The following is a 20,186-nucleotide window of genomic DNA, read 5'->3' as shown; positions in this document are numbered from 1 at the left end:
TGTTGGCCGGGAGTGCCAGCCCTTGATGATGTGCCTATAACAATATGTATTTCTGAAGCTAGAGGTTGGCGGGCTACCGAAAAGGAGCCCGCTCTTTTTTTAGCCTAAACGCTTTTTCGCTTCAGCGATGGCAAATGCGACTTGCTGAGGCGACACACCGCCCTGTGCATTACGCTTGTCGAGGCAGGATTGCAGCGACAGAATCGGATAAACGTCATCCTCAATCACCGCACTGAACTGCTTCAATTGCGCCAGGCTTAACGCTTCCAGCGCCACGCCCTGCTTGATCGCTTCAACCACGGTTTCACCAACAATGTGGTGCGCTTCACGGAACGGTACACCTTTGGCCACCAGATAATCCGCCAGTTCGGTGGAGTTGGCGTAACCCTGCTCGGCCGCTTCCTGACAACGTGGACGTTTCACCTGAATGCCGTCCAGCACCAGTACTGACATATGCAGACAATCAACCCAGGTATCGAGCGCATCGAACAGGCCTTCTTTGTCTTCCTGCATGTCTTTGTTGTAGGCGAGCGGCAAGCCTTTCAGTGTCATCATCATGCCGGTCAGTGCGCCTTGTACACGGCCACATTTGCCGCGAATCAGCTCCAGTGCATCCGGGTTTTTCTTCTGTGGCATCAATGAAGAACCCGACGTTACTTTGTCAGACAGTTCAAGGAAGCCCGCTTCGCCAGTGTTGAAGAAAATCAGGTCTTCTGCGAAACGTGAAAGGTGAATCATGCCGATTGAGGCATCCGACAGCAGCTCCAGCACGTGGTCACGATCAGACACGGTATCAAGGCTGTTACGTGTGGCAGAGGCAAAGCCTAACCAGCCCGCCAGCTGCTGGCGATCGATTTCATATGCGGTGCCGGCCAGTGCGCCACAGCCCAGCGGGCTCACGTCTAGGCGCTTCAGCGTATCCTGCAGACGGCTTTCGTCACGCGCCAGCATTTCGACATACGCCAGGCACCAGTGCGCAAAAGTCACCGGCTGCGCGCGCTGCAGGTGCGTATAGCCCGGCATCACCGCATCCTGATTGGCTTCAGCGGTGGCAACGAGGGCTGATTGCAGTTCACGCGTGGCGTCCAGCAGCACTGCGACCTGCTCTTTGCACCACAGTTTCAGATCGGTAGCGACCTGATCGTTACGGCTACGGCCAGTGTGCAGTTTTTTGCCCAGTGCGCCGACTTTGTCGATTAGCTTGCCTTCTACCCAGCTATGGATATCTTCGGCATCGCTTTGCAGAATCTGCTCTGGATTGGCGTGCACTTCTGCCAGCAGTTCATTCAATGCGGCTTCCAGTTGCTGCTGCTCATCGCTGCTCAGCACATTCACGGTAACCAGCGCTTTAGACCACGCTACCGAACCGGTGATGTCCTGCTCCGCCAGACGATAGTCAAAACGCAGTGAATCGTTGAACTGTTTAAACCGTTGGTCTGCTGCCTGCGAAAAACGTCCGCCCCAAAGTGCCATCTGCTTAACTCCTGAATGCTGTTATAGAAAGGGCGGCCCGAAGCCGCCCTTGCAAAATGTGTTATCTGCCGCGGTATTACTTCTTCTGCTCGTTCAGTGCACGAATGCGTGAAGAGAGAGAGAACAGACGGATGAAGCCGCCCGCGTGGCTGTGGTCGTAAACTTCGTCTTCGCCGAAGGTCGCGAACTCTTCCGAGTACAGGCTGTTCGCCGAGGTTTTCTGAATCGCAGTGGCGTGGCCTTTATACAGCTGCAGTACCACTTCGCCATTCACCTCTTCTGCCAGGGACTCGGCAGCAGCCTGGATAGATTTACGCAGCGGCGCAAACCAGCGACCGTCGTAAACTACATATGACATTTCGTGGCCCAGCTGCTCACGCCATTTGAAGCTGTCACGATCCAGTACCAGCTGCTCAACCGCACGCAGTGCGTTGACCATAATGGTGCCGCCAGGGGTTTCATAGCAGCCGCGAGATTTGATACCGACCAGACGGTTTTCCACGATGTCGATACGACCCACGCCGTGTTTCGCGCCCAGCACGTTCAGTTTTTCCAGACACTGGAACGGGCTCAGCTTCTCGCCGTTTACCGCCACCACACGACCTTTCTCAACGGTCACAGTGACGTTCTCTGGCTGATCTGGCGCTTCCAGTGGATCAACGGTCCACACCCAGCAATCTTTGTTCGGTGCATTCGCTGGGCTTTCCAGCACGCCACCTTCAGTAGAGATGTGCCACGCGTTCTCATCACGGCTGTAGATTTTTTCCAGTGATGCCGTCGTTGGGATGTTACGCACTTTCAGGTAATCCAGCAGCGCTTCACGTGAACGCAGATCCCACTCACGCCATGGCGCAACCACTTTCAGCTGTGGCGCCAGTGCGGTGTAGGTGGTTTCAAAACGCACCTGATCGTTGCCTTTACCGGTCGCACCGTGGCACAGCGCGTCTGCACCGACTTTCAGCGCCAGCTCAACCTGCGCTTTGGCGATGATTGGACGTGCCATTGAGGTGCCCAGCAGGTAAGTGCCTTCGTACAAAGCACCGGTTTGCAGCACGGGATACACGTATTCGCTGATGAACTCTTCACGCAGGTCAGCAACGTGACACTCAGATGCACCAGACTGCAGCGCCTTCTTCTCAACGCCTTCCAGATCGGCTGGGTCCTGGCCAATGTTGGCCACGAATGCCACCACTTCACAACCGCCGTAATTCTCTTTCAACCATGGAATGATGGCCGAAGTATCCAGACCGCCAGAATAGGCCAGAACGATTTTTTTGATGTTTTGCGTGCTCATGTCTTAAATCCTTGATTATGCGAGAATCCGGGTGCCAATCGACACGCCGTTGAAAAGGGTTGGCAGCTGTTCAGCATGGCGCCAGCTGGCGATATCAACCGGACGACCTAAAGTACGTGCGGCATCGAGTGCCGCGTTCACTTTAACGATCATGCCATCAGTAATAATGCCCTGATCGATCAGCTGCTGTGCTTTATCGGCCGTCATCTCTTCGATACGTTGACCTTTGCCATCGAGAATACCGCTGACATCTGAAAGCAGGACTAAATCAGCACCAATGGTCGCTGCCAGCGCGGTCGCTGCCTGGTCAGCGTTGACGTTCATCAGATCGCCGCCGTCAGTAATACCGATGGAGCTGATCACCGGCATATAGCCCGCGCTCAGTAAGGTATTCACCAGCGCTGGATTACCTGGCGTCGCGTTGCCTACATGCCCGAGTTCTTCATCGAACTGCGCCACGTTTACCAGGCCCGCATCACCGAGGCATAAGCCCACAGCACCAATGCCGTACTTCTTCGCCCAAGCCAGCAAGGTCTTGTTCGCTGTACCCGCCAGGGCACCAGTAATAATGTCAATCTGATCGGCTGGCGTCACGCGCAAACCGTTCTTCTTTTTCACTGGCAGAGCGAGCTTCTTCATCAGCTCGTCAACCAGGCAGCCGCCGCCGTGCACAATGATCAGCGGACGCTGATGTTCATTGCGGTAGGCCAGCAGCGCATCAAACAAGCGGGCCAGCGCTTCTTCGCTATCCAGCAGTACGCCACCCAGCTTAATAATCAATGGATTCATTGCAGTTTCCGTCCGTTAAATCAGAGACAATGTTTCAGGGTAGCCGAAACGAATATTCAAACACTGAACCGCCTGCGAAGAGGCACCTTTCAGCAGGTTATCTTCGGCCGCCACCACAATCAGGTGCTCGCCCTGCATGGCAAAGCCAATATCGCAGAACGGCAAGCCGACCACGGCTTTCAATGCCGGGACACCTTTGTCATACACACGCACCAGCGGTTTGTCGTGGTAAGCCTTGTGGAAGGCATCTGCCACGTCTTGCTGCGTCACGCCCGCTTTCAGGCGGCAGGTGGTGGTCGAAAGAATACCGCGCGGGAAGCTACCCAGATGCGGGGTGAAAATCACAGGCGTACCGAGATGCGCCACGATTTCAGGATGATGACGATGATTGAACAAGCCATACGGCTGCAGGCTCACTTCACAGAAGCTGGTGCCGACGTTGGCTTTACGCCCTGCGCCGCTCACACCACTGGTGGCATTGATCACCGGCCATTGTGCATCGTTAAGCAAACCGGCTTCGACCAGCGGCTTCAATGACAATTGTGCAGCCGTTGGATAGCAACCCGGCACAGCAACCAACTGTGCATCTTTGATTTTGTCATGCTGCCATTCGGCCAGGCCGTAAACGGCTTTATCCAGCCAATCCTGATGTTGATGGCTGAAACCATAATATTGAGTATAGAAAGCATCGTCGTTGACACGGAACGCACCGGAAAGGTCAAACACCACACAGCCTGCTTTGAGGAATTCGGGTGCCAGATCGTGGCTGACTTCATGCGCGGTCGCGAGGAACACCACATCGACTTTGTCTGCCCACTCGGAAGCCTCACTCAGCGGCTGCAGCGGCAAATCGACAATGCCTTTCAGCTGCGGATGCAGATCGGAGAGTAATTTTCCGGCGTCCGGGCTTTGCGCTGAAACCGCCAAAGCGGTTATGTTCATATGCGGATGGCGATTCAGGTAAGTGGCAAGCTCTACGCCAGCATAACCACTGGCACCAACGATCAGCGTATTCAACATCAGGCTGTAACCCTTTTTACAGTCACTCATTCCGGGTCGCGGCTTTGCCCCGTTGCCCACGATGCCGTTTGCAGATGATTTTACGCTTCACTTGCAAACGACGTTATTGTATTTTTATTCACTATTAATGCATGAATATTGATACATCCTAACCCAAGGACCGTCAACAGTGAAGACAAAATTACCACCTTTTATCGAACTCTACCGCCAGCTGATTGCCACACCATCGATCAGCGCCACTGACAGCGCGCTGGATCAGAGCAATGAAACTTTAATCAATTTGCTGGCGGGCTGGTTCCGCGATTTAGGCTTCAGTGTTGAAGTCCAGCCAGTCCCGGGTACGCGTCATAAATTCAATATGCTGGCACGCAGCGGTTTGGGTGCTGGCGGCCTGCTGCTGGCAGGCCATACCGATACCGTTCCGTATGATGATGGCCGCTGGACGCGCGATCCTTTCACCCTGACCGAGCACGACAACAAGCTATACGGTTTAGGTACGGCGGATATGAAAGGCTTCTTTGCTTTTATTCTGGATGCGCTGCGTGACGTTGACGTGACCAAACTGAGCAAGCCACTGTACATCCTCGCCACCGCCGATGAAGAGACCACCATGGCCGGTGCGAAGTACTTTTCCGAATCCACCCAGTTGCGTCCAGATTGCGCCATCATTGGTGAGCCGACCTCACTGAAGCCGGTGCGCGCGCACAAAGGTCATCTGTCGAACGTGATTCGTATTCAGGGTCAGTCAGGCCACTCCAGCGATCCTTCACGCGGTGTGAACGCCATTGAGCTGATGCATGAATCCATTACCCAGCTGATGCAACTGCGCAATACCCTGAAAAATCGCTATAACCACGATGGATTTGCGATTCCTTACCCGACCATGAACTTTGGTCACATTCACGGTGGCGATGCCGCGAACCGTATCTGCGCCTGCTGCGAATTGCACATGGATATTCGTCCGCTGCCGGGCTTAACTCTGAGCGATTTGGATGGCTTGCTGAATGAAGCCTTGGCGCCAGTAAGCGAACGCTGGCCGGGGCGTTTAACGGTAGGTGAACTGCACCCGCCGATTCCTGGCTACGAATGTCCGGCCGATCATGAGCTGGTGAAAGTGGTAGAGAAACTGCTGGGCGTGCCGACTGAAGTGGTGAACTATTGCACCGAAGCGCCTTTTATCCAGCAATTGTGTCCAACGCTGGTTTTAGGTCCAGGATCGATCAATCAGGCGCACCAGCCAGATGAATTTATCGATACCGCATTTATTAAGCCAACTCATGCGCTTATCACGCAGGTTGTTCAGCATTTTTGTCACTGATTAACAATAGATGGGGCAATTCACTGTTAAAACAGTAAATTGCCCGGTCATTGTTCGGGATTTGATAATAAGAATAACTTATCTCGCTTCCCCCCAAGTTAATTCTATGAATTTCCGGTAGTTAGCAGCGAATTATCGTCAATTTAAGTCAATTGACGAACAGGAAGAACCGTGGCTAGATAAAAGACGATGTTATGCCCGTTGGGTGTAAGGGTACTTTCAAGACGATAAGGGTGTCAGGGTCAAATGAACGAACAATATTCCGCAATGCGAAGTAATGTCAGTATGCTCGGCAAACTGCTCGGGGATACGATAAAGGATGCACTGGGAGAGAACATCCTCGATCGGGTGGAAACCATCCGCAAACTCTCTAAGTCCTCCCGCGCAGGCAATGACACCGATCGTAAGGAACTGCTGAACACGCTGCAAAACCTGTCTAATGACGAGTTACTACCTGTTGCACGCGCGTTTAGCCAGTTCCTCAACCTGACCAACGTGGCAGAGCAGTATCAGACCATCTCCCGCAGCGGCGATGGCGCGAATAATCCGGAAATCCTGAAGAAGACCTTTGAACGTCTGAAGCAGCAAAACGACATCAGCGAAAGTTCGATTCGCCAGGCGATCGAAGAACTGTCGCTGGAGCTGGTGCTGACCGCTCACCCAACGGAGATCACCCGACGTACGCTGATCCACATGCTGGGCGAAGTGAATAGCTGCCTGCAGCAACTCGACCACAGCGATCTCTCCGATTACGAGCGCACGCAAGTCATGCGTCGCCTGCGTCAGTTGGTCGCACAAGCCTGGCATACCGATGAAATCCGTAAGTATCGTCCAACACCGATTGATGAAGCCAAATGGGGCTTTGCCGTGGTCGAAAATAGCCTGTGGCAAGGCGTACCGGCATTCCTGCGCGAGCTGAACGAGCAGGTTGAAGAGACCTTTGGTATTAAGTTGCCCGTCGATTTCGTGCCGATTAAATTCACCTCGTGGATGGGCGGCGATCGCGACGGTAACCCGAACGTCACCGCACCTATCACACGCCATGCGATGCAGTTGAGCCGCTGGAAAGCCGCCGATCTGTTCCTGCGCGACGTGGGCGTGCTGATTTCTGAACTGTCGATGTCCGAATGCAGCGATGAAGTACGCGAGTTGTGCGGCGATCCAGAAGCGCTGGAACCGTACCGCATGATTCTGAAGCGCATCCGTGGCCAGCTGATGACCACGCAAGCTTATTTAGGCCGTCGTTTGAAAGGCGAGCGCCTGCCGCGCCCTGCCGATCTACTGGTCTCGAACGATCAACTGTGGCAACCGCTGTTCGCCATCTATCAATCTCTGCAACAGTGCGGCATGGGCATCATCGCCAACGGTCAGTTGCTGGATACGCTGCGCCGCGTGAAGTGCTTTGGCGTGCCGCTGGTGCGTATTGATATCCGCCAGGAGAGCACCCGTCACACCGAAGCGATTGCCGAAGTGACACGCTATCTGGGGCTGGGTGACTACGAAAGCTGGTCAGAAGCCGACAAACAGGCGTTCCTGATCCGCGAACTGAATTCCAAACGTCCGCTGCTGCCGCATCAATGGGAGCCGGGCGACAACACCCGTGAAGTACTGGACACCTGTAAAGTGGTGGCTGAAGCACCGCAGGGTTCCATCGCCTCCTACGTGATTTCAATGGCGAAAACGCCATCGGACGTGCTGGCGGTGCACTTGCTGTTAAAAGAAGCCGGTATTCCTTACGCGATGCCGGTAGCGCCACTGTTCGAAACCCTCGACGATTTGAACAACGCCAATGACGTCATGACGCAGTTGCTGAATATCGATTGGTATCGCGGTTTCATCAACGGCAAACAGATGGTGATGATTGGTTATTCCGATTCGGCGAAAGATGCCGGCGTGATGGCCGCCAGCTGGGCGCAGTACGAAGCACAGGATGCGTTGATCAAGACCTGTGAGAAAGCCGGCATCACGCTGACGCTGTTCCACGGACGCGGGGGTTCCATCGGCCGTGGCGGCGCACCGGCACACGCAGCACTGCTGTCGCAACCGCCGGGCAGCCTGAAAGGCGGCCTGCGCGTGACCGAACAAGGCGAGATGATTCGCTTCAAATATGGTTTGCCAGAAGTCACCATCGCCAGCCTGTCGCTGTATACCGGTGCGATTCTGGAAGCCAACCTGATGCCACCGCCCGAGCCTAAGCGCGAGTGGAAAGAGATCATGAACGGTTTGTCAGCCCATTCCTGCGCCATGTATCGCGGCTATGTGCGTGAAAACCCGGACTTCGTACCGTATTTCCGTTCGGCCACGCCAGAGCAAGAGCTGGGTAAACTGCCACTCGGTTCACGTCCGGCGAAGCGTCGTCCTACCGGCGGCGTGGAATCACTGCGTGCGATTCCGTGGATCTTCGCCTGGACGCAGAACCGTTTGATGCTGCCAGCCTGGCTCGGTGCCGGTGCGGCGCTGCAGAAGGCGATGGACGAAGGTCATCAGGATCAGCTGGAAGCGATGTGTAGCCAATGGCCGTTCTTCGCCACCCGTCTGGGCATGCTGGAGATGGTGTTCTCGAAAGCTGACCTGTGGCTGGCGGAGTATTACGATCAGCGTCTGGTTGATAAATCACTGTGGCCGCTGGGTCTGCAGTTGCGCGATCAGCTGGCTGCGGATATCAAAGCCGTGTTGACCATCGCCAACGATGCGCATTTGATGGCTGACCAGCCATGGATCGCCGAGTCTATCGCGCTGCGTAACGTTTACACCGATCCGCTCAACGTGTTGCAGGCTGAACTGCTGCATCGTGCACGTGCGCAGGAAGAGCGTGGTGACGAGCCGGATGCGCGTGTTGAACAAGCGTTGATGGTGACGATTGCGGGTGTAGCAGCGGGTATGCGTAATACGGGCTAGTGGCGTAAAACGCTAATCACGAAGGGGCCAATGTGCCCCTTTTTTAATGGGTGTTGCGCGTCGCGGGAAGAGGCGGCAATTACGTAAAGCCGCTATCTCGTCCCTGATCGCTCGGCGTGCGCCATCCCTGGCGCCCAACGCTTTACTCCATTTGCCGCCTCTTCCCGCTGGGTAACATGGTGCCAATGAAAAGAGGGCACATTGGCCCCCTCATAATTCTATTTAATAAAATCAGTTCGTTAAGGTCGGACGCACACCCAGCGTGTGACAGATGGCGTAACTCAATTCTGCGCGGTTCAGCGTGTAGAAGTGGAAATCCTTCACCCCTTCGCGTGACAGGATTTTCACCATGTCCATGGCGATATTGGCGCCGACCATTTTGCGGGTTTCTGGATCGTCATCCAGTCCGGCAAACATCGCATTCATCCAGCCCGGCACGCGCACGTTAGTCATGGTGGCAAAGCGCTGCAGCTGTTTGAAGTTAGATACCGGCAAAATGCCCGGCACGATTTCGACATCAATGCCTGCCGCAACACAGCGATCGCGGAAGCGCAGGTAACTCTCAACATCAAAGAAGAACTGCGTGATGGCGCGGTTGGCACCGTTATCGACTTTACGCTTCAGGTTGATCAAATCCGCTTGCGCACTTTTCGCTTCAGGATGCACTTCCGGATAAGCGGCTACGGAGATATCAAAATCGCCCACTTCTTTAAGCAATTCAACCAAATCAGCGCCGTACATCTCAGGCTTGCCGCTACCCGGAGGCAAATCGCCGCGCAGGGCCACGATGTGACGGATACCGTTATCCCAGTAATCGCGCGCGATGGTGCGTAACTCATCACGCGTGGCATCAATGCAGGTCAGATGAGGAGCCGCTTCCAGGCCGGTGCGCTCTTTAATGCCTTTGATGATGCTGTGTGTACGGTCGCGTTCGCCAGAGTTCGCACCGTAGGTGACAGAGAGGAATTTCGGTTTCAGGATGCTCAGTCGATCAATCGAACTCCACAAGGTTTCTTCCATTTCACTGGTGCGAGGCGGGAAAAATTCAAAAGAGACATTAATTTGCCCGTTCAGCTCAGCCAGGCTTTGGTTCAACGCTTCGCGCTGATTGGCGTGAAAGAAACTCATCCAGATTACCTCGTCGTCACATATCGATTAACTTGCGGCCTGCGAACATCTATACGTTTAGACGTCCAGATGCACAAAATGAACCATTAGCGCGTTAGCGTCAACTTAAAATTAATGTACAGGCGTGACAAATATTCAATCAAGTTGAAAGAGTTTCATGTTCGCGCAGAGGGTGAAAAGCGCAGACGGCGGGCACCGTCTGCGTTGCAAGGCAGACTACAGCAGTTGTGCGAGGCGATTGATATCCGATTGTAACGCACCGGCTGTCACATCACGGCCAGCGCCCGGCCCGCGGATCACCAGCGGATTATCACGATACCAGCGGCTTTCGATAGCAAACACGTTATCGCACGGCAGCAGTGAAGCCAGCGGGTGTTCCGGACGCACCGCTTCCACCCCCACACGGGCCTTTCCGTTGGCATCGAAACGTGCCACATAGCGCAGCACCAGGCCCATCTCCTGCGCCGCTTCAAAGCGTTGCAGCATTTGGTCATTCAACTCGTCGGCATTCTCGAAGAAGTGGTCAATCGATTCTTCTTCGCAATCCGACGGCACCAGCGATTCAACACGCACCTGATCCGGCTCGATGTCATAACCGGCTTCACGCGCCAGGATGACCAGCTTGCGCATCACATCCTGCCCCGACAGATCTACGCGCGGATCGGGTTCGGTGAGACCTTGCTGCCAGGCCTGATCCACCAGCTCACTGAACGGCACGGTGCCATCAAATTGCAGGAACAGCCAGGACAGCGTGCCGGAGAAAATACCACTGATGGCCAGAATGCTGTCGCCGCTTTCGCGCAGATCGCGCACCGTATGGTTCACCGGTAATCCTGCGCCTACCGTGGCGTTATATAGCCAGTGACGGCCGGTTTTGGCGAACGCATCACGAATCTGCCGCCAACTCTGGCTGCTGGATGCGCCTGCGACTTTGTTCGCGCTAATGACATGGAAACCGTGGCTGGCAAAATCAAGATATTGCTGTGCCAGCGGTGCGCTGGCGGTGACGTCCAGCACCACTAAATCATCGAACGGATGGGCGCGCATCCACAGGAACAGCGACTCTTCATCGCGTTCTTCGGCTTCGTCATCAAAAAAGGCGAGCGCACGGCTGGCTTCCAGACCTTCGTAGCTCAGCAAACTACGACTGCTATCCGCCACGCCTGCCAACACATACTCAAAGCCGGTACGCGCCGATAAGCCTTCCTGCTCGCGGGCAAACAACTCCAGCCAGCGTGAGCCGATATTGCCTTTACCAAACAGCATCAGACCGATGCGCTTTTCCGCGCGGAACAATGACTGGTGCAGCCCCTGAATCAGGTGCTGCGTCGGTCCTACGCGCAGTACGGCAACAATACTGATGTGATCTTCTGACTGCCAGACAAACTCAACCGGCTGGTCTTTGATCTGTTGCCAAAAACGATGGCTATGGAGCGGGTTACGCGTCACGCCTGCGCCGACCAACGCCACCAACGCTAAGCCATCGCGCAGTTGCAGATGACCCGGCAGCGCAGCGTCCTGCAACAAATTGAATGCGCTGTTCACCACTTCGGAGGTGTAGCAGAGTTGCAGCAAACGGCGATCGGGATGGACACCCATCGCCAGCGGACGCAGTTGCGCACGCTTCAGCAGCAGATCGATCTCTTTCTGCTGCGTTTTGAAATCGTGGTTTTCTGGGATGTGGATCTCTACCAGGCACACATCGTCGTGGCTGGTGACAATACGCGCGCCGGTACCGGAAGCCAGTACGCGCTCAATGCGCGTTGAGCCCTGCTCAGGTTGATAGCTGCAACGCAACTGCAGATCGATATCGCTATTCGACACGGGCTGCAGCGTACGTGTATGCAATACCGGTGCGGCCAGACGCGCCAGTTCGCTGGCCTCATCTAAGCGCAGTAAAGGCAGCAAACAGGCGTCGGACACTTTACGCGGATCGGCGCTATAGACACCGGCCACATCGCTCCAAATGGTGACACGGTTTACGCCTGCCAGCGCACCGATCTGCGTGGCTGAGTAGTCCGAACCATTGCGACCCAGTAACACCGTTTCACCGGCATCGCTACGGCTGATAAAGCCGGTTACTACCAAACGCTTATGAGGATGCTGAGCCAGCAGCGCCTGTAGCAATGGCCAGGACTTGCCTTCATCGACCTGTGGCTGCGCAGCACGTTCGGCACGCAGAAAGTCACGCGCGTCCAGCCATGCAGACTCGATATCACGCTGGCTCAGCACTGCCGCCATCAAGCGTGCCGACCAGATTTCACCGTGCCCCACCACTTCGGCATACACCGCATCGGTGATAGCGCCGTCAAGCAGTGCCGCCAGACGTTCTAAATCGCGAATAAAGGCAGCGGTCAGCGTTTCAGCAAATTCAACAGGCAACAGCGCAGCGATCAGTTCGCTGTGAAAACGGCGTAAAGCTTGTTGCACCTGATGGGCAGATAAGCGATCGCTCTGGCTCAGTTTAAGCCAGCTAATCAGCTGGTTGGTGGTGCTGCCTGCGGCAGAGACCACCATTAAATCGCCCGGCTGGCTGTAATCCGCCATGATGCTGGCGACACGTTGATAACAACGTGCATCCGCCAGGCTACTGCCACCAAATTTATGCAACTGCTTGTTCGGCGTTCCCGCGCCTGCTGAACTTGTCATGCTTACTCCTCGGCTGCGATCCGGAATGCATTATCCAGATCGGCGATTAAATCTTCGTGATCTTCAATTCCGACAGAAATACGCAGCAGCGTTTCTGAAATACCCGCTGCCGCGCGCGCTTCCGCAGACATGCCGGCATGCGTCATGGTCGCGGTGTGCGAAATCAGGCTCTCCACGCCACCCAGGGATTCCGCCAGCGTGAACAACTGCAGCGCTTTCAGGAAGCGGCGCAGACGCGCTTCATCAGCGTCAAGTTCAAAGCTGAGCATCGCACCAAAGCCACGTTGTTGACGCACCGCGTACTCATGTCCGGCATTTTCCGGCAGAGACGGATGATACAGTTTTTTCACCAGCGGTTGTTGCTTCAGGTAATCAACAATCGCCAGCGCATTACGCTGCGCTGCCGCCATACGCGGCGCCAGCGTGCGCAGACCGCGCAACAGCAGGTAGCTATCAAACGCTGCGCCGGTTACACCAATATTATTCGCCCACCAGGCAAGATCCGTGGCCATCGCCGGATCTTTAGAAATCACCGCTCCGGCCACCACATCCGAGTGACCATTCAGGTATTTGGTGCAAGAGTGGATAACCAGATCGGCTCCCAGCGCCAGCGGATTTTGCAATGCCGGACTCAGGAAGGTGTTATCCACTACACTGATCGCACCCGCTGCACGCGCCGCCTGGCAAATGCCGGCGATATCTACCACGCGCAGCAGCGGATTGCTTGGGCTCTCCACCAACACGAGTTTGGGTTTCTCGGCCAGCGCGGCTGCCAGCGCGGCTTTATCACCCTGATCGACAAATTTCACGCGATAAGCACCGCGTTTGCTCAGGCTGTCGAACAGGCGATAGCTGCCGCCGTAGCAGTCATGTGGGGCAACCAGCAGATCGCCCGGCTTCAGGAACACGGTGGTCACCAGATGAATCGCTGACATCCCGGTATTGGTTAATACCGCGCCCGCACCGCCTTCCAGTTCTGCCAGCGCGCGTTGTACCACATCACGCGTGGGGTTACCGCGACGTGAGTAGTCATGTGCACGCGGTTCATTAAAGTCGAGGAAGTTGTAGGTGCTGGAGAGGTGAATCGGTGGGACAACGCAGCCATATTGCTCGTCATCATTCAAACCGCTGCGTACTGCGATGGTTGCCTGTTTACGCGTCATGGTGCTTACTGTTCCTGAAGTGTAATAAGAAGTGGCAACAGGATAACATTCAGCGCATAGACGTCAATACATCTGGACATCTAAATGTCTTTGCGTATAGATTGAGCAAATCATCAATACCCGCTAAAATTACGCGTCATCGCCTGGTGTTCAGCGCGCTTTCCTGTGAAAAGCGATGCGTAAGCATAAAACCGGCAGTTTAAGCGGTCAGGCATCGAAAAATCGGGCATAATCAACGGATTTCCCCATATTCAACTTTTATTGATTAAGGTAACCCATGGCTGAATGGAACGGCGAATATATCAGCCCTTACGCTGAACACGGCAAGAAGAGCGAGCAGGTTAAGAAGATTACAGTTTCTATCCCGCTGAAAGTGCTGAAAATTTTAACGGATGAACGCACGCGCCGTCAGGTGAATAACCTGCGTCATGCCACAAATAGCGAATTGCTGTGCGAAGCCTTTTTGCATGCTTTCACCGGGCAGCCGCTGCCAAATGATGTCGATTTGCGCAAAGAACGTAGCGATGAGATTCCGGAAGAAGCTAAGCAGATTATGCGTGAGATGGGCATCGATCCCGACACCTGGGAATACTGAGTCCAGAAACAAAAAAACCCAGCCAAGGCTGGGTTTTTTCTTGCTGCCGAATCCGAAGATTCGATGGCAAATAATCTTATTTCTTGCTGCCTGGGATGCTGAAACGCTTGTTGAAGCGATCAACACGACCACCAGAATCAACAACACGCTGCTTACCAGTGTAGAACGGGTGGCATTTGCCGCACACGTCCAGGTTCAGGGTACCAGTCATGGTTGAACGGGTATTGATCACGTTGCCGCAAGAGCAGGTGATGGTCACAGCTTCGTATTTCGGGTGAATACCTTGTTTCATGGGAGAACCTCATAAAAGGCCGTGTCGCTCTCCGTGCCAGGCGAACCTGCACAGCACCACACGCGGTTAATAATTAAGTGTATCTTTGACAAGTTATCTCATCAAAGGCGGCATAGTATACAGAAATTGACCGCACCAGGCAAATATCAGTTGTTTATTCTCTGAGCCACTGGGAGGCAGTGAACGTCCTCATCCCAGTCCATCTGATGGAAAGAGCGTGCGCAGCCAATGTGTCTATGCGCTGTGGCGGTGGCGGTGGCGGTGGCGGTGGCGGTGGCGGTGGCGTGAAGTATGACGAGGGTTGCATCAGCGTGTACACTACTTCTCCTTATTACAGTACCGGATAGAGATCGACATGCCCGTTGTTCAGGTTGCCCTGCCCGTTCCGCTGCCTCGCCTGTTTGACTACCTGCTGCCCGCCGATGCGCCGCAGCCGGTAGTGGGCGCGCGCGTCAGCGTGCCGTTTGGCAATCGCAAAATGATCGGCATTGTGGTGGCGATAAAAGAAAGCAGCGACCTGCCTCTGATTCAGCTCAAACCGCTGGAGAGCGTGCTGGACGATCAAAGCCTATTCTCTCCAGCGCTGTGGCGCATCCTTAACTGGGCCGCCAGCTATTACCATTCGCCGCTCGGCGAGGTGCTCAACCATGCTCTACCTGTGCTGCTGCGTCAGGGCAAACCGGCGCAGGAAACGCCGTTGTGGCAGTGGGTGGTCAACGACGCCGGACGCGAAGTGGCCATGGAAAGCCTGAAGCGTGCACCCAAGCAGCAGCAAGCTTTAGCGGCACTGCGCCAGCAACCTCTCTATCGCCATCAGGTCAGTGAACAGGATCTGACTGACGCCGCGCTGCAATCATTGCGTGCCAAAGGTCTGTGCGATCTGCGTGAACACGCACCGCAGATGCACGACTGGCGCACCACCTTTGCGGTGAAGGGCGATCGCCTGCGTCTCAATACCGATCAGGCGATGGCCGTCGGCGCGATGCGCAGCGAAGATGATCATTATGCAGCGTGGTTGCTGGCAGGCATTACCGGTTCGGGCAAAACCGAAGTCTATCTCAGCGTGCTAGAGAATGTGCTGGCGCGCGGCAAACAGGCGCTGGTACTGGTGCCGGAAATCGGCCTGACACCGCAAACTATTGCACGCTTCCGTGAACGCTTCGATGCGCCGATCGATGTGCTGCACTCGGCACTCAATGACAGTGAGCGTCTTGCGGTATGGCTGCGTGCGCGCAGTGGCGAAACCGCGATTATCATCGGTACGCGTTCCGCGCTGTTCACACCGCTGGCGCGTCCGGGGGTAATCATTATTGATGAAGAACACGACAGTTCGTACAAGCAGCAGGAAGGCTGGCGCTATCAGGCGCGCGACCTGGCGGTGTTTCGCGCTCACGAAGAAGATATCCCGATTGTGATGGGTTCTGCCACACCGGCGCTGGAAACGCTGCACAATGTGCGCGTCGGCAAGTATCGACAGCTCAATCTTACCAAACGCGCGGGCAACGCCAAACCGGCACTGCAACAGCTAATCGACCTTAAAGGCCAGCAGCTTAAGGGTGGGCTCGCGCCCGCATTGCTGGGCAAAATGCGCCAGCACCTGCAGGCCGATAATCAGGTATTGCTGTTCCTCAACCGCCGCGGATTCTCGCCTGCATTGATGTGCCACGACTGCGGGTGGCTGGCAGAGTGTCAACGCTGCGACAGCTATTACACGCTGCATCAGCATCATCGTCAGCTGCGCTGCCACCACTGCGACAGCCAGCGCCCGCTGCCCAATCAATGTCCGGGTTGCGGTTCCACACACCTGATGCCGGTCGGCGTCGGTACAGAGCAGCTTGAGCAGCAGCTCAGCAGACTCTTTCCCGGCGTACCGGTGTCGCGCATTGATCGCGATACCACCAGCCGCAAAGGTGCACTGGAGCAGCATCTGGCGGATGTGCATCGCGGCGGTGCCCGCATTCTGGTTGGCACACAGATGCTGGCAAAAGGGCACCATTTCCCCGACGTGACGCTGGTTTCCCTGCTGGATGTCGATGGCGCCTTATTCTCCGCCGATTTCCGCGCCGCCGAACGCTTTGCTCAACTCTATACCCAAGTGGCCGGGCGCGCCGGGCGCGCCGGTAAACAGGGTGAAGTACTGCTGCAGACGCACCATCCCGAGCATCCGCTGTTGCAAACGTTGCTGCATCGTGGCTATTTCGCCTTTGCCGAGGAAACCTTGCTGGAGCGCCAATCGGTGCAGCTGCCGCCGTGGACCAGCCACGCGCTGTTCCGCGCGGAAGACATGGACAATGCGCAGGCCGCTGAATTCCTCACACAGCTGCGCAATTTACTCGAAGCCAGCCCGCTGAAAGATGAGGCTATGTGGCTGATGGGTCCGGTTCCGGCATTGGCACCAAAGCGCAGTGGGCGCTGGCGCTGGCAACTGTTGCTACAGCATCCTTCGCGTAAACGCCTGCAACAGCTGCTAAGCAGTTCGCTACCGCTGATCTCCACCCTGCCCGCCGCGCGCAAAACCAAATGGACACTGGATATCGACCCCACCGAGAGTTAGGCCGCATCACATCTGCGAGCCAGATCGAAAAAAGTCGCACAAGTCACAATTTTTATGCAAATTAAGTAACAACCTCACCCGACGTTGGGTTATCAATAGTGCCCATCCCGGCTGAAGCCCGGCAATGTCTGAAAATCAATGCGCTGTACCGCGTCAGGAGTTATACGTTGGACCAGAAGCAACCTTCATCTGCTGCCACCATGAAAGATGTGGCCGAGAAAGCCGGCGTCTCTACCGCCACGGTTTCTCGCGCGCTGATGAACCCGGAAAAAGTCTCGGCTGCCACCCGGCAGAAAGTAGAACAAGCGGTGATTGATGTCGGCTATGCGCCACACGGGCTGGCGCGCAATGCCAAACGCGGCGAAACGCAAACCATATTGGTAATAGTGCCGGACATCTGCGATCCGTTCTTTAGTGAAATCATCCGTGGCGTCGAAGTCACCGCGGCGCAGGAAGGCTATCTGGTGTTGATTGGCGACTGCGCACATCAGGATCAGCAGGAAAAAACCTTCCTCAACCTGATGTTGACGCGCCAAATCGACGGCATGGTGCTGCTGGGTTCACAACTGCCGTTCGATGCAGGAATTGAAGATCAGCGTAACCTGCCGCCGATGGTGATGGGCAACGAATTCGCCCCGGAAATGGCTCTGCCTACCGTGCATATTGATAACCTGACGGCGGCATTTGAAGCTGTCAATCATCTGCTGCAACTCGGTCATCGCCAGATTGCCTGCATTACCGGGCCGGAACATATCCCGCTCAGCCAGTATCGTTTACAAGGCTACATTCAGGCTCTGCGCCGCAGCAGTATCGCCATTGATCCCACGATGATTGTGCACGGTGATTTCACCTTCGAAGCTGGTGCCAGTGCGCTGAAACAGTTGATGAGCTTACCGCAGCCGCCGAAAGCCATTTTCTGCCACAGCGACTTGATGGCATTAGGTGCAATGAATCAGGCACGAAAGCTGGGCATGCGCATTCCGCAGGATCTTTCCGTGGTGGGATTTGACGATATCGAACTGGCGCAGTATTACGATCCCCCACTCACCACCGTGGCACAGCCGCGATTTGCCATTGGTCGTGAGGCGATGCTGCTGTTGCTGGATGAACTGCAGGGCAAACGCGTCAACAACGGCTCACGTTTACTCGACGCGGAATTACGCGTGCGCGGAAGCACCGCACCCGCCACAAAAACGGGAAAAATGGTCTAGGCTTCACTGCATTTTCAGCGGATTCTGAAGGCAGACTTTGCTGGTCAAAGTTCCAGCCCTTGAGTAACATGACGCATTCGTTGCCGGGCAATTAACAGAACTTTTACACCCGTCTTAATTTAGGGTTTCGCCCATTGGCATTTTTTTGAAGGGTATCAGAACGAAAGTGGCACAGAGAGATTATGTAGGCCGCGGGCGTTCAACAGGGACGCGTCGCAAAAAACCCGCTGCAGGCCGCAGTAAGAAAAGCAAAGGCGGCTCCGGCACGTCAAAGTTGATGATCGTACTGGCCGTGGCCGTGCTGGTCACCTTTGCCGGTGGTTTATGGTTCATCTCTCATCATAAAAAAGAAGAGACTGAGGTCATTCCGAATCATAAAGCCAACGGCAACGGCCTTCCGCCTAAGCCGGAAGAGCGCTGGAAATACATCAAAGAGCTGGAAAATCGCCAAATCACCGTGCCGACGCCGACTGAACCGTCTGCTGGTGGTGGTGTGCAATCACAAACACAGCTGACGGATGAGCAGCGCCAATTGCTGGAACAGATGCAGGCTGATATGCGCCAGCAACCGACGCAGCTCAACGAAGTGCCGTGGAACGAACAAACTCCGGCACAGCGTCAGCAAACTCTGCAACGCCAGCAGCAGGTTCAGCAACAACAGCAACAGATGCAGCGCCAGCAGCAACAGTTACAGCAGCAACAACGTCAACAACAGTTGCAGCAACAGCAGGCGACGCGTCAACAACAACAGCCAGCGCCGATAACGCGTGAACCAGTGCAACAGCCGAAACCCCAGGAAACGGCAAAAGCGAAACCGGAAGAGAAAGCCGCTTCGCAGCGCTGGATGGTGCAGTGTGGATCGTTCAAAGGCACTGACCAGGCAGAGTCTGTGCGCGCAGGTCTGGCTTTTGAAGGTTTCGAGAGTCGTATCACCACCAGCGGGGGCTGGAATCGTGTGGTAATCGGGCCGTTTAAAGATCGCAGCAGCGCTGACAGCACGGTCAAACGCTTACACAGCTCCGGACACGGAAGCTGCATTCCTCTCGCTTTACCTTAAGTCATTCGCCTCGCGGCAAGTGCGTGAATCCCCTGAGCTTGCATCAGTAAGTTACAGGGGTGAACGCACCTCGCCAACGTACCGGCCATTTCAAGTAAGACAAATCTCGGGGTTGAAACCCTCCAAACCTACCCCATATCTGGTTGCATGATACTTCGCGCTCTGTGCGCGAAGTTACTTATCCACTGCAACAAGGGGTCTGCCCGTGACAACAATAGTAAGTGTACGACGCAACGGCCAAGTCGTGATTGGCGGTGATGGCCAGGCTACGCTCGGCAATACCGTGATGAAAGGCAACGTGAAGAAAGTGCGTCGTCTCTACAATGATAAAGTGATCGCTGGTTTTGCTGGCGGCACCGCAGATGCCTTCACCCTGTTTGAACTGTTCGAGCGCAAGCTGGAAATGCATCAAGGCCACCTGGTGAAAGCCGCGGTCGAACTGGCAAAAGACTGGCGTACCGATCGCATGCTGCGCCGTCTTGAAGCGCTGCTGGCGGTAGCTGATGAGAACTCCTCACTGATCATCAGCGGTAATGGTGACGTCATTCAGCCGGAAAATGATCTGATTGCTATCGGTTCTGGTGGGCCTTACGCCCAGGCAGCGGCTCGTGCCCTGCTGGAGAATACCGACATTGGTGCGCACGATATCGTTGAGAAGGCGCTGAACATCGCTGGCGATATCTGCATTTACACCAACCACAACATCAACTTTGAAGAATTACCGTCTAAGGCTAAGGACTAAACA

At 55.2% G+C, this 20,186-nt stretch carries 15 protein-coding genes; 7 read left to right on the top strand and 8 right to left on the bottom strand.

The features are described 5' to 3' along the window. Positions 1-99: 99 nt before the first annotated feature. The 4 genes from argH to argC form a co-directional block, all read right to left on the bottom strand. Positions 100-1,473, bottom strand: a complete 1,374-nt coding sequence (argH, locus tag CRO33_RS22845) for an argininosuccinate lyase (protein ID WP_097119679.1) — start codon at positions 1,471-1,473, stop codon at positions 100-102. A 76-nt stretch (positions 1,474-1,549) separates the two neighbouring features. Next, positions 1,550-2,767, bottom strand: a complete 1,218-nt coding sequence (locus CRO33_RS22840) for an argininosuccinate synthase (RefSeq protein ID WP_038644110.1) — start codon at positions 2,765-2,767, stop codon at positions 1,550-1,552. Between the two features lie 15 nt (positions 2,768-2,782). Then, a complete protein-coding gene (gene argB, locus CRO33_RS22835; RefSeq protein ID WP_058960105.1) occupies positions 2,783-3,556 on the bottom strand; it encodes an acetylglutamate kinase in 774 nt (257 codons plus the stop codon). 15 nt (positions 3,557-3,571) lie between these two features. After that, entirely contained in the window at positions 3,572-4,576 is a 1,005-nt protein-coding gene (gene argC, locus CRO33_RS22830) for an N-acetyl-gamma-glutamyl-phosphate reductase (RefSeq protein ID WP_034823925.1), read from the bottom strand. A gap of 169 nt (positions 4,577-4,745) precedes the next feature. Here argC and argE point away from each other — a divergent pair, with 169 nt between their 5' ends. Together argE and ppc are read left to right on the top strand one after the other, a co-directional pair. Then, complete coding sequence (gene argE, locus CRO33_RS22825; protein ID WP_045815696.1) at positions 4,746-5,894, top strand: acetylornithine deacetylase; 1,149 nt, start codon at positions 4,746-4,748, stop codon at positions 5,892-5,894. Between the two features lie 246 nt (positions 5,895-6,140). Further along, positions 6,141-8,792, top strand: coding sequence for a phosphoenolpyruvate carboxylase (ppc, locus tag CRO33_RS22820; protein ID WP_045833619.1), 2,652 nt, complete (start codon positions 6,141-6,143; stop codon positions 8,790-8,792). A gap of 231 nt (positions 8,793-9,023) precedes the next feature. Here the strand turns inward: ppc and metF are convergent, their stop codons facing one another. From metF to metB, 3 genes are all read right to left on the bottom strand, one after another. Next, positions 9,024-9,920, bottom strand: coding sequence for a methylenetetrahydrofolate reductase (metF, locus tag CRO33_RS22815; RefSeq protein ID WP_097119678.1), 897 nt, complete (start codon positions 9,918-9,920; stop codon positions 9,024-9,026). Positions 9,921-10,136: 216 nt separating this feature from the next. Then, positions 10,137-12,569, bottom strand: coding sequence for a bifunctional aspartate kinase/homoserine dehydrogenase II (locus CRO33_RS22810; RefSeq protein ID WP_058960107.1), 2,433 nt, complete (start codon positions 12,567-12,569; stop codon positions 10,137-10,139). 2 nt (positions 12,570-12,571) lie between these two features. Next, complete coding sequence (gene metB / locus CRO33_RS22805; protein ID WP_045815698.1) at positions 12,572-13,732, bottom strand: cystathionine gamma-synthase; 1,161 nt, start codon at positions 13,730-13,732, stop codon at positions 12,572-12,574. A gap of 277 nt (positions 13,733-14,009) precedes the next feature. On the opposite strand from metB, the gene metJ reads away from it, so the two are divergent. Next, complete coding sequence (gene metJ, locus CRO33_RS22800; protein ID WP_034823729.1) at positions 14,010-14,327, top strand: met regulon transcriptional regulator MetJ; 318 nt, start codon at positions 14,010-14,012, stop codon at positions 14,325-14,327. A gap of 76 nt (positions 14,328-14,403) precedes the next feature. On the opposite strand, the gene rpmE is transcribed toward metJ, so the two are convergent. After that, complete coding sequence (gene rpmE, locus CRO33_RS22795) at positions 14,404-14,619, bottom strand: 50S ribosomal protein L31 (RefSeq protein WP_021506837.1); 216 nt, start codon at positions 14,617-14,619, stop codon at positions 14,404-14,406. 355 nt (positions 14,620-14,974) lie between these two features. Between rpmE and priA the strand changes: the two genes are divergently transcribed. The 4 genes from priA to hslV all read left to right on the top strand — a co-directional run bounded on the left by priA (position 14,975) and on the right by hslV (position 20,183). Further along, on the top strand, positions 14,975-17,173 hold the full coding sequence (gene priA, locus CRO33_RS22790; protein WP_097119677.1) for a primosomal protein N': 2,199 nt from the start codon (positions 14,975-14,977) through the stop codon (positions 17,171-17,173). A 167-nt stretch (positions 17,174-17,340) separates the two neighbouring features. Further along, positions 17,341-18,384, top strand: a complete 1,044-nt coding sequence (gene cytR / locus CRO33_RS22785) for a DNA-binding transcriptional regulator CytR (protein ID WP_034823733.1) — start codon at positions 17,341-17,343, stop codon at positions 18,382-18,384. A 166-nt stretch (positions 18,385-18,550) separates the two neighbouring features. After that, positions 18,551-19,441: a cell division protein FtsN gene (ftsN, locus tag CRO33_RS22780; RefSeq protein WP_097119676.1), complete on the top strand. Its 891-nt coding sequence runs from the start codon at positions 18,551-18,553 to the stop codon at positions 19,439-19,441. Positions 19,442-19,646: 205 nt separating this feature from the next. Then, positions 19,647-20,183 carry an ATP-dependent protease subunit HslV gene (hslV, locus tag CRO33_RS22775; RefSeq protein WP_097119675.1) on the top strand — a complete coding sequence of 179 codons (537 nt, stop codon included), beginning with the start codon at positions 19,647-19,649 and terminating at the stop codon, positions 20,181-20,183. Positions 20,184-20,186: the final 3 nt, after the last annotated feature.

Origin of the sequence: Pantoea sp. GL120224-02 (assembly GCF_900215395.1) — a bacterium.
Lineage (GTDB): Bacteria > Pseudomonadota > Gammaproteobacteria > Enterobacterales > Enterobacteriaceae > Pantoea > Pantoea communis.
The sequence above is the reverse complement of the archived record's forward strand: the minus strand, read 5'-3'. Positions and strand labels throughout refer to the sequence as shown.

Bases quoted from the DNA above. Each gene is read 5' to 3' on its own strand.
- argH (WP_097119679.1), bottom strand. From the start codon at position 1,473: ATGGCACTTTGGGGCGGACGTTTTTCGCAGGCAGCAGACCAACGGTTT.
- CRO33_RS22840 (WP_038644110.1), bottom strand. From the start codon at position 2,767: ATGAGCACGCAAAACATCAAAAAAATCGTTCTGGCCTATTCTGGCGGT.
- argB (WP_058960105.1), bottom strand. From the start codon at position 3,556: ATGAATCCATTGATTATTAAGCTGGGTGGCGTACTGCTGGATAGCGAA.
- argC (WP_034823925.1), bottom strand. From the start codon at position 4,576: ATGTTGAATACGCTGATCGTTGGTGCCAGTGGTTATGCTGGCGTAGAG.
- ppc (WP_045833619.1), top strand. From the start codon at position 6,141: ATGAACGAACAATATTCCGCAATGCGAAGTAATGTCAGTATGCTCGGC.
- metF (WP_097119678.1), bottom strand. From the start codon at position 9,920: ATGAGTTTCTTTCACGCCAATCAGCGCGAAGCGTTGAACCAAAGCCTG.
- CRO33_RS22810 (WP_058960107.1), bottom strand. From the start codon at position 12,569: ATGACAAGTTCAGCAGGCGCGGGAACGCCGAACAAGCAGTTGCATAAA.
- metB (WP_045815698.1), bottom strand. From the start codon at position 13,732: ATGACGCGTAAACAGGCAACCATCGCAGTACGCAGCGGTTTGAATGAT.
- metJ (WP_034823729.1), top strand. From the start codon at position 14,010: ATGGCTGAATGGAACGGCGAATATATCAGCCCTTACGCTGAACACGGC.
- rpmE (WP_021506837.1), bottom strand. From the start codon at position 14,619: ATGAAACAAGGTATTCACCCGAAATACGAAGCTGTGACCATCACCTGC.
- priA (WP_097119677.1), top strand. From the start codon at position 14,975: ATGCCCGTTGTTCAGGTTGCCCTGCCCGTTCCGCTGCCTCGCCTGTTT.